The organism is Methylomonas sp. MgM2 (assembly GCF_054172045.1).
Genome location: NZ_JBSYXO010000025.1, coordinates 49674 through 59948 on the forward strand (window position 1 = coordinate 49674; position 10275 = coordinate 59948).

The following is a 10275-nucleotide window of genomic DNA, read 5'->3' on the forward strand; positions in this document are numbered from 1 at the left end:
TTATAAGTCGGATAGAACCCCCAACGCCTCCTGTATATTGCTGACCGCATGAATTTGCAAGTTCTTGATCGGCTCTTTGGGTTTGTTGCTTTTCGGAATGACGGCGCGCTTGAAGCCGTGTTTGGCCGCTTCGTTCAAGCGGGCATGACCGTTGGCCACCGGACGGATTTCGCCGTTTAAACCGACTTCGCCGAAAAACACCGTGTCGTAAGGAATGATGCGGTCTCTTAAACTGGACACGACCCCGACCATGATCGCTAAATCGGTGCTGGTTTCCGATACCTTGATGCCGCCGACCACATTGGTATAAATCTCGTCGTTTGCGGTAAAAATACCGCCGTGGCGCGAAAGTACCGCCAGCAGCATGGCCAAGCGGTTTTGATCCAAACCGACCGCCAGCCGGCGGGGATTGCCGTACTGACTTTCAGTAACCAGTGCCTGAATTTCAACCAACAACGGCCGCGTGCCTTCCCATAAAACCGTCACCACACTGCCGGGAGAAGGTTTTTCGGCTCGCGATAAAAACATGGCGGACGGGTTTTTGACTTCCTTTAAGCCGGTGGACTCCATCGCAAAAAAGCCTAGTTCGCCGACGCTGCCGAAACGGTTTTTGTCGGCACGCAGCACCCGGAAGCGCGAGTCGTCGGTCGACGACAGGACGACTTGGGCATCGACGATATGACTCAAAGTCATAGGTCCGGCCAAGGATTGATCTTTAGTGACGTGGCCCACCATGAAAAACGACACATTATTGCGTTTAGCGTATTGGGTTAGGTAGCTGGCCGATTCGCGTACTTGCGAAACGGAACCGGGTGCGGATTCGGCGTCTGCGGTGTACATGACTTGAATCGAATCGATGATGACGACTTGCGGTTTTTCCTCGTCCAAAACTTCACAAATTTGCTGCACCGATGTTTCGGCCAGCATCTTGATGCCGGTTGTCGTTAAGCCAAGCCTGCGCGCGCGTTCGGCAATCTGTTGCAAGGATTCTTCGCCGGAAACGTAGAGTACCGGCAAGCAGCGGGCGATATGAGCGATCGCTTGCAGCAATATCGTGCTCTTGCCGGCGCCAGGCGCGCCGCCGATCAGCACCACACTGCCCGTGACGATGCCGCCGCCCAGCACGCGGTCGAATTCCGTCAAGCCGGTCGAAATCCGTTCGGCCTGAGCCAGATTGACTTCCGACAATAGGTGGACTTCGCTGCGGGTGCCGGCATAGCCCGTGTGGTCGCGCTTAGTCTTGGAATTACCGAGTTTGACTTCCTTGATCGTATTCCATTCGCCGCATTGGTTGCATTGCCCGGACCAGCCCGCATAATCGGCGCCGCACTCGGTGCAGACGAAGGCGGATTTTTGTTTTTTGGCCATGATATTCGTCGGGTTTACTTTATAAAAATCAGAGTGAATTTTCTGTCCGGATGGTAGGTCCGATTACGCTGCGCTAAACGGACCTGCGCTACAGGCGAAACACGGTAACGAGAATGAGGAGAGCCAGTTGTAGCATCGGCAGAGCTAGCGCAGCCAAGAGAAAACGGCCGATGTAACGCTTGTCCGGATTCTTGCCATGGGAGCGGATCAGCACGGCGATGGCAATTGCGGTAACTGGAATGCCGATGACTGCGAACAGCATTGCACCCAAGCCAACGAACGACCCGTTCCCTGCGTTAGCCATGATAACAGCGTATGAAAAGGCCGCTTGAAACAGACAAACGCCGCCGACACCCAGGAAATAGTTCAATTAGAACGCCTCATTCAAGTTCCAGCCTATAAACGTCTATACGGCTGCATCTGCAAAAAGTCCAACGGTGAACTCGACTCGAAAAGCGGAGCGGCGATAGCCGGAGTGTGACTGGCATGGCAGTCAGCTAGCTGGTGAGAGTCCAGCCTTTGCCCTGTGAGCCCGCGTAGCTCCGATTGGCGCAGCGTAATCGGAGGAACGAAGGTCGTCAACATGCGTCCGATTACGCTACCGCTAATCGGACCTACGGCCCTGCCGCAAAAACGATACGGCTTCAATAAGTTCATGCTGCGCAAAGGCTTTTTCCCTCCGTATATCATTTTATATTTTTCAGTAACTAATTGGGTTGCTGTCATGCCTGCTCAACAATCTGTACCCGCTGCGTAATCCCGCACAGCAAGGTATACGGTATGGTGTCGGCATGGTGGGCGATTTCTTCCACCGGTAAGCCGTCGCCCCAAAGGGTAACCGGGTCTCCCGGCTGCGCATTGGGTTGGCTGTTGAGGTCCACGGTTATCATGTCCATCGAGACCCGGCCGATCAACGGCACGCGTTGTCCGTTGACCAGCACCGGCGTGCCGCATTGCAGACGCCTGTGGTAGCCGTCGCCGTAGCCGATGGATATCACGCCGATACGAGTGTCGACCGGACATTGCCAGGTGCCGCTATAGCCGACGGTTTCGCCGGCGGCCACGTTCTTGACGGCGATAACGCGCGAATGCAGACTCATGACCGGTTTCAGGCCGAAATCCGCGCCGGTCTTGCCGGGGAACGGCGAACAGCCGTATAGCATCAGGCCGGGCCTGACCCAGTCGCCGATAATATTGGGCCAACCGATAATGCCGGCGGAATTGGCGATGCTGCGCTGGCCGGGATAGCCTTGCACCGCGTCGTTGAACAGTTCGACCTGGCGCCGGGTTTTGTCGTCCAGCAAATCGTCGGCGTTGGCAAAATGGGTGATTAGATTGACCGGTCGCTTGACGATGGAGCAAGTCAACAGCTGATCATAGGCGGCATTGAAATCGCGGCCTTTGAATCCGAGCCGGTTCATCCCGGTATCCATTTTTAACCATACGGTTAAACTAGCGTCCTGCCCGGCCTGCCGCTGCAAAATAGCGATTTGTTCGGGCGTGTTGATCACGGCATCCAACTGATGTTGCAGCATCAGTTGCAGTTCTTCCTCGCAAACGAAGCCTTGTAAGACGGTGATCGGTTGGCTGATGCCGGCCTTGCGCAAACGTACGCCTTCGTCCACTCGCGCCACGGCAAACCCGTCCGCGTCATTCAATACGCGAGCGACGCGGACAATGCCGTGACCGTAGGCGTTGGCCTTGATGACGGCCATGATTTTGCGGTTGGGCGCATAGCGCCGGACTTGCGCCAAATTATGGCGTATCGCCTCCAAATCCAGATGCACGTAGGCGGCGGGGGTCATTCGTAATCCTCGTCGCCGCTATAGATTCCGGCAAAATTCTCGAAACGGGTATATTGGCCCAAGAAGGTTAGGCGCACAGTACCGAGCGGTCCGTTGCGCTGCTTGCCGATGATGACTTCGGCTATGCCTTTATCCGGACTATCTTCGTTATAGACCTCGTCCCGGTAAACGAAGATGATCAAGTCGGCATCCTGCTCGATTGCGCCCGATTCTCGCAGGTCGGACATCACCGGCCGTTTGTTGGGGCGCTGCTCCAGGTTACGGTTCAGCTGCGATAAGGCGATGACCGGCACATTCAGTTCCTTGGCCAACGCCTTCAGGCCGCGGGAAATGTCGGAGATCTGCTGCACGCGGTTATCGCCGCTGGCAGGGGATTGCATCAATTGTAAATAGTCCAATACGATCAAACCCAGCTGACCGTGTTCGCGCATCAGGCGCCGCGCCCGCGAACGTACCTCGGTCGGCGTCAGCGCAGGGGTATCGTCTATGAACAGCTTGGTTTCCGCCAGCAGGTTAATCGCGGAAGTCAGCCGCGGCCAATCGTCGTCTTCCAGTTTGCCGGTCCTGACCTTATGTTGATCGATGCGCCCCAATGACGACATCATCCGCATCGCCAGCGCTTCGCCCGGCATCTCCATACTGAACACCGCGACCGGCATACCGCTTTTTAAGGCCACATTTTCGGCCATGTTCATCGCAATGGTGGTTTTTCCCATCGACGGCCGGCCGGCGACGATGATCAAATCGGCCGGTTGCAAACCGGAGGTTTTTTCATCGAGATCGGTAAAGCCGGTGCTGACGCCGGTCACGTCGCCGTCCATCTCGTATAGCGTCTCGATCTTGTCCACTGCCTTTGCCAACAGCGACTTGATCGAATTAAAGCCGCCTTGGCCGCGCTGACGCTGCTCGGCAATCTCGAAGACTTTGCGCTCGGCGTTTTCCAGTAATTCGGCGGTTTCCCGGCCTTCGGTACTGAAAGCGGAATCCGAAATTTCGGTGCCGATATGTATCAGTTGCCGCAAAACCGAGCGGTCGCGGACGATGTTGGCGTAGGCGACGATATTGGCCGCGCTGGGCGTTTCCTTGGCCAACATGCCCAAATAGGCCAATCCGCCGACGTCTTTTAACTCGCCGGTGGCTTCCAATACTTCGGACAGCGTTACGACGTCGAACGGGTCTTGTTTCTCCGCCAATTCGGCGATGGCTCGGAAGATCAGTTGGTGGTCGCGCCGGTAAAAATCGGTTTCCACAACTTTGTCGGCGACAGAATCCCAGGTCTGGTTGTCCAGCATTAGACCGCCCAATACCGATTGTTCGGCCTGGATGGAATGAGGCGGGACTTTTAACGATTCGACGGCGTGGTCGGCAGGATAATAATAGTCTTCTGACATCAGTGGTTTAAGATAGGGGAGCAGAATTGCGAGCGCGTATTATATCGCATCGGAAAAGCGATCATTACGCTCCGGCACGAACGATCAAAATGGCGATTTGCAAGATAGCAGGGCATTTTCCTTAGCTTGTCGACGGCCGGCCGGTAATTTTTAACATCGATCCGAATCACATCATGAAATTCGCTTGCCAGCCGATTCGAGCGATTTGCGTTAGCGTGGCCGGAAAAGTCAGTGGTGCCGTCGATGCCTATCCGTTTATTGTGTTTTGGCAAACAGGTTTTTTAAAATTCAGGCGAATAAAATCGTCTAATCGATCGTAACACGAGTACATTGGGTTCATGTGCCTGCGTAAGATCAGTCGCGTATCGGCGCGACCTCTAGGACTTTTTGCCGCCGCCTAAGGTCTATTCGGTCGATAGCTTCTAAGATCTCGTCACGCGGAATAAAGAATTCGTCTCGATCCGCAAAGGCTTTCAATCTTTCGATTGTGATATGTTCCTCAATTGGTATTTCTACAATACGGTTTAAGATTTGCCGTGCGAATCGGGGCGGCAATGGATTTCGCAACCGTTTGAGGCTTTCGCTAAGAAACCACTCAAGCTCTTTCGGCTCGAGCATTGTTACGCTTCGCTCAAGTAAGGAGCGGACCGTCAGGCGATTTCGAAATTCCAGCAGCAGTTCAATCAATAATACGCCTGCGAAGCCGCCGCTAGTGCGCATCCAAAATTCGGTGGCTTCGCCGTAAACCAGATAGATCCAATAGATGGTTAAGGTGTTAAAAAGCAGGAAGGTGACCAAGATCCGGTACCACCTCGGCAGACAGTTTCCTAATGTAACGAGTCGTACAACAGGGTTAGAGAGCCACTTCGCTCGTTTGAAATTTTCTCCGATACCGATGGTGTATATCCAAAAGCACAGTATCAAACGGAATGCCGTTCTAGGCGGTACCAACAAATAGCAAACTACGCTGAATAGTATGAAATATACGGTCAACCGCGCACCATTCCAGAACAGCGAGGTGGCTAACAGAAATGAAATGGAAATGACCGCGGACCACTGTCCTGACGAATTCGACAGTTGCTTGGGGGTCAGTAGTTCCTCATTGCCTAGATTCATATAATAAGGGACAAGAATTCCAAAGACGCCAAGCACAATCAGCCAATATCCTAAAAATATTAGACCCGTACGCATCAGGCTGAGTTTGATGTCCGACTGAGCCAGCCGCCAACAGGATAACAGCGACAGATTCTTGACGGAACGCAATCGCCTAAAGATATCGTCCGGGCTGGTTTCTCGAAGGAATTTATTCAGAATCGTTGCGAATTTCGGATCTTTATAGTCCTTCCTGTCGATGGCGTTGAATACTTCGTTAACAAGCCAGTCCGAACGGCTGGCCACCATCTCGGCGAGGAGATGGTGCGAATAGGCCAAAGGCATACCCTTTAAGGTTCGGGCCAGACGTACTTGTTCAATGAGAGAACCGCGTCTTGCGACGGCAAGCGTCAGCGGTTCGATGAATTCGAAAGTGCGTTTATATAGTTCCCCTATCCGCTGCCGCACGCAATCTAGGGCAACTTCGATGGCTAAAATACCTTCCAGTCTTATCGTAGCGGTGTCGCTCGGAAAATCGGCCGGCTCCGGTTCGTCGGGATACCGGAGTCCGAGCAACAGAAGGTATCTACGGTCTATTGCCCTACAAATCAGCTGGATCAATACGTTCGGGTTCCTTGTGATGCCGCCGCGTAGAATGATAGTTTCCCGCCACCAAGGGTTGTTTAAGTGGTCCACGGTCAAATCCGAGTTCCGGCTGATCTGTTCCCAGTAGGAGGCCGCTAAGTATTCCAATAAACGATGATGCTCGAATCGGACGGAATCGTCGACCTCGCGTCGCATCAGCCCTGAACAAATCGCTACGTCAAGCGCTTCGTTAATCTCATTTGACGTTCTCGCTTTTAACCGTTCCAGTTTGGCTATTTCGCTACTGCTGAGGTAGGTTCCCAGATTGCTTTCGAGCGTTCCGTAAGCAATTTCTTTCCAGATGTTCAAAACCGTCTCTTGTTTCGCTTCCCGCCATTTTCTGCGATTCGATTCGACTTCTAGCTTCTTCTCAATGTAACTTTCAAAAACCTCGGCGTGAATTCGCGGCAAAGTTCCGGCATTCGCAAAGAAATAATTTGCCAGCAGCTTGAGCGAAAAAGGGTTCGTCGCAAATGTGAACAGCGGATGATCCGGTTCCGCAAGGGCGAGATAACTACTGTGCGCCGTCTGTTGCGTGTCCGGATTCAATATCCGCTTTGCATAAAGCTCCCAATGCTTTTCGAGGTACTCGTGCACCCGTTTGGCGTTGAACGGTTCGACAATCAATTCAGAATGTGGAAAGGTTCCCGAATACTCCCGGTTACGGCATGCGATGACTATGGAGTTGAGTTTTCCGTACTCGATGAGAAATTGTTTAATCCGGTCTGCCCGCGACGCGAAATCTTTAGACGGCATTTCGTCCATTGCATCAAGTAACAAGTATATTCGCCCTTGCTTAAGCGCATCTTCCAAGACTTCCAGGATATTTGAACCTCCCGGGATCACGTGGCCGAGTTGGTATTTAATGAATTCCAGTAATTCGATTGCTTGTCCTTTGTCATCGTTTTGAGAGTAACTGCCGAGATGGACATAAACCGGCAGTGCCGGCCATATCCGCCGGCCGTCCGACTGTTGACGTGCGATTCCCAGTGCCAAGTGACGTAGCGTGACGCTTTTTCCGCTGCCGGGTTCGCCTAGAAGGACGATAGGCTTACGCGCTTTTCGAAGTAACGAGTCGATGTTATGGACTAAGGTACCGCGTTCGGTCGTTAGAATGTCGCGCGAGTTGAGACCTCGTTGATCATAGGGAAGTGCGTTACGGAACACATAACGAAGTTCGATGTGCTCCTGCTCTATCAAAACGCCTTCCGGGGCAGTATATTCCTTGTCGCTATAGCCTAGCGGTCGATTCAACTCCTCCAAGTACTCTTGCAATGCCGCTAGATATGCCTTTTCTTTCTCAAGGCTTGCCAGCTCAGAGCCCTCTTTGCGTATCTTTGCTCTCCAAAACCGAACCAGCGAATATAAAGCAAACGCAATCGTCGGTAGCGAGAGCACAAAACCAAATATGGATATCCAATCTTTGAGCGGTAGGTTTGACATGTTTCTGCTCTCTGAGAGTTATTTTCTGCATCGCAGCCTTCGGCATCTGACAAGAAACGAGGCCGTTATTAGTATATCGATCGGATCAGGTGAAGCGATAGATTGGAAAAGGTCGGTTTTCCGCTTTCAATTTTGACTGATCAAGTACGGCAAAGACATTCAAGGTAAACAATATACATCGTTAGAAAAGCCATGCGCTGTTGTTAAGCATTATCTCGAACCGAGCTCAAGGCCAAAGGAAGCCCGCTAACAGTGTTTTCCGGGCAGCCAAGTACTAATGCAACGGATAAGGCGTTGGCTGGAACAATGAATAATAGTTCTGTTTCAGCCGGTTGCCGTTCGTATAATGTAAAATTAATGGAGCTCTTTGGTAACAATTCTGTACCATCGACATAGTCACTCACCGCTGATATATCGGTTACGCGGGTAGTTTTTACCGGTCGCCCCAATATCGGCGATGACATCGCTTCAACGTGACTCCGACAATTCTAATTTTTCCTGAAGTCCAAGTTCTTCAGCTAACTTTCTGAGTCGTGCCGGGTCTTTATCTTCAGCAACTAATATTTATGGATCTGCCGTTTTTTTCAGGCAACGTCACGGCGGGTTAAAGGATAAGTTTCAGGTGAGAAGGTCTTATGCTTATTATTGTAAGAGCAGTCAAGCTGCGGCCTTCTAGAATCGTTTGATTTGATAAGTGAATACAGGTCATGACCATCGAAAAGATGTAAATCTTTAGACCTTGGTTTGCTTGCTTGGATAGCTTCATATAGACTTTGCTCAGCCATTTTCAGTAAGGCCTGATGCGGTAACTGCATTTTTTGATGTTACTGCAACAACCCACAGCAACATTGCTTTCCTGACTAAAGACTGCGCACATAAAAAAGCCCAAGTCATTAATATTAAATAACTTGGGCCTGATTTATCAACTTCTAAATATAAAACTGGTAGCGGGGGCAGGATTTGAACCTACGACCTTCGGGTTATGAGCCCGACGAGCTACCAAGCTGCTCCACCCCGCGATCGATTTCAGGTATTATACGGACATCAATTCATAAGTCAAGGGGCGCGTACGCGGCTTTTCTGGGCAGGTTTCAAGCCATCTTGGTCGCTTGTTTAAAACGCTTTAACTTACGAGATTAATTTTTGGGAATTAACTATTCCAACGCCAGGTAGGGCGGCGGTTCATTACATGTCCTCGGACATCATCCTTTCGCTAATTGATAATAGGCCTCGGCATTGGATTTCAGCTTGTCAACGACGCTTCTATCCAACTCATTGGCCGCAACGCGGCTGTCCAAGTCGGAGAGAATGTCTTGTAAGGTCATGCTATCCCTGTAAGGGCGATCTTGCGCTAATGCCTGGAAAATATCGGCAACGCTAATGATACGGCATTCCAAATCCTGCTCCGATCCCTGACTTTTGAACGGATATCCTTCGCCGCGCAGGTTTTCGTGATGAAAACCCGCCCATATCGGTATTTTGGTGTCTGCAAATACTCGCTGCAAGATGCGAAAAGTATCGTAGCTATGGCGCTGCATACAAGCTCGTTCCTCTGCCGTAAGTTTTCCGGGTTTCTCGATGATGTCTTCGGATACCCTTAATTTACCGATGTCATGTAACAAGCCGGCGATTTCAACTTGGTCAAGTTCGGTACCTCGAACGCTGAAGTCCTCGGCCAACTTTCGAGCAACCAATGCTACGCGTTCCGAGTGCTGTTCGGTAAAAGAACTTTTGGCGTCGACCACCCGAGAAAACAAATGCGCTAATTCGCGTTGGGCCGTAAAAGTCAATGAGACGGGAGCGATGTTTTTTCCTAGGTCGCGTATGTCTTCGTCTAAGTAATCGGGGTCCATCGCAAGCCAGAACGCTTGGCTGTTACCGATTCTGGCAAACGCTTCCAATAGCTCGGGTGCGAATAAAACGCCGGAAAAGTCCATGAGTTGTGAAATGATGGCCGGAGCCGCGGTTAAAATGCGTTCGCTATTGATAAAGTTGACTTGTAATATATCAATGCGATCAGCCAGAAATAAAAGATTTGCACGTATGCGTATGCGCTGATCTAACGGCAATGTAATCAGCTTTTCCCAACGAGTATGGTGATAGCGGATTTCCTCCGCCAAGTGAGCTAAAGGCGCGCATGCAGATAAATAATTGAAACCTCTTTCCGCGTGCGCGTCGGCACCGCTCCATTCCAGTGAATTAGTCAGATTCCTATGCTCGTGGATTTGGGCGACGCCGCAGTCGTGCAGCATACCGGCGTGCAAGATGCTGTAGCTTTCTTCATCGGACCATTTTAGTTCTCTGGCGATGTGGTAAGCCATCATTGCAACTCTCTTTCCGTGTCTAACTTCATCAATGCCGACCAAATCCAGCGAGCAACTGAGCGCGGTGATGGCACTGTGCAAATCGATGTCTTGGTGCTCCATAAAAAATCTCGCGGCGTTCAGATGCAATTTGTGTTGGCGAAAAAGATACAATCAATCATTTATTAAAGTTTACCCTTGCGTCTGCAGAAATGTCTTGATCTGTGA

At 51.3% G+C, this 10275-nt stretch carries 6 protein-coding genes and 1 tRNA gene; all 7 read right to left on the reverse strand.

Annotated features, from left to right (window positions below; genetic code table 11):
• Window positions 1-1368: a DNA repair protein RadA gene (gene radA / locus ACW73I_RS16870; RefSeq protein ID WP_458030596.1), complete on the reverse strand. Its 1368-nt coding sequence runs from the start codon at window positions 1366-1368 to the stop codon at window positions 1-3.
• An 88-nt stretch (window positions 1369-1456) separates the two neighbouring features.
• Window positions 1457-1738, reverse strand: coding sequence for a hypothetical protein (locus ACW73I_RS16875; protein WP_458030597.1), 282 nt, complete (start codon window positions 1736-1738; stop codon window positions 1457-1459).
• Between the two features lie 352 nt (window positions 1739-2090).
• Window positions 2091-3173, reverse strand: a complete 1083-nt coding sequence (alr, locus tag ACW73I_RS16880; RefSeq protein ID WP_458030598.1) for an alanine racemase — start codon at window positions 3171-3173, stop codon at window positions 2091-2093.
• Window positions 3170-4564, reverse strand: a complete 1395-nt coding sequence (dnaB, locus tag ACW73I_RS16885; RefSeq protein WP_458030599.1) for a replicative DNA helicase — start codon at window positions 4562-4564, stop codon at window positions 3170-3172. Before dnaB ends, alr begins: the two co-directional genes overlap by 4 nt.
• 354 nt (window positions 4565-4918) lie before the next feature.
• Window positions 4919-7744, reverse strand: a complete 2826-nt coding sequence (locus ACW73I_RS16890) for an NACHT domain-containing protein (RefSeq protein ID WP_458030600.1) — start codon at window positions 7742-7744, stop codon at window positions 4919-4921.
• A 942-nt stretch (window positions 7745-8686) separates the two neighbouring features.
• A tRNA-Met gene (locus ACW73I_RS16895) sits at window positions 8687-8763 on the reverse strand.
• Window positions 8764-8946: 183 nt separating this feature from the next.
• Window positions 8947-10170, reverse strand: a complete 1224-nt coding sequence (locus ACW73I_RS16900; RefSeq protein ID WP_458030601.1) for an HD-GYP domain-containing protein — start codon at window positions 10168-10170, stop codon at window positions 8947-8949.
• Window positions 10171-10275 lie beyond the last annotated feature (105 nt).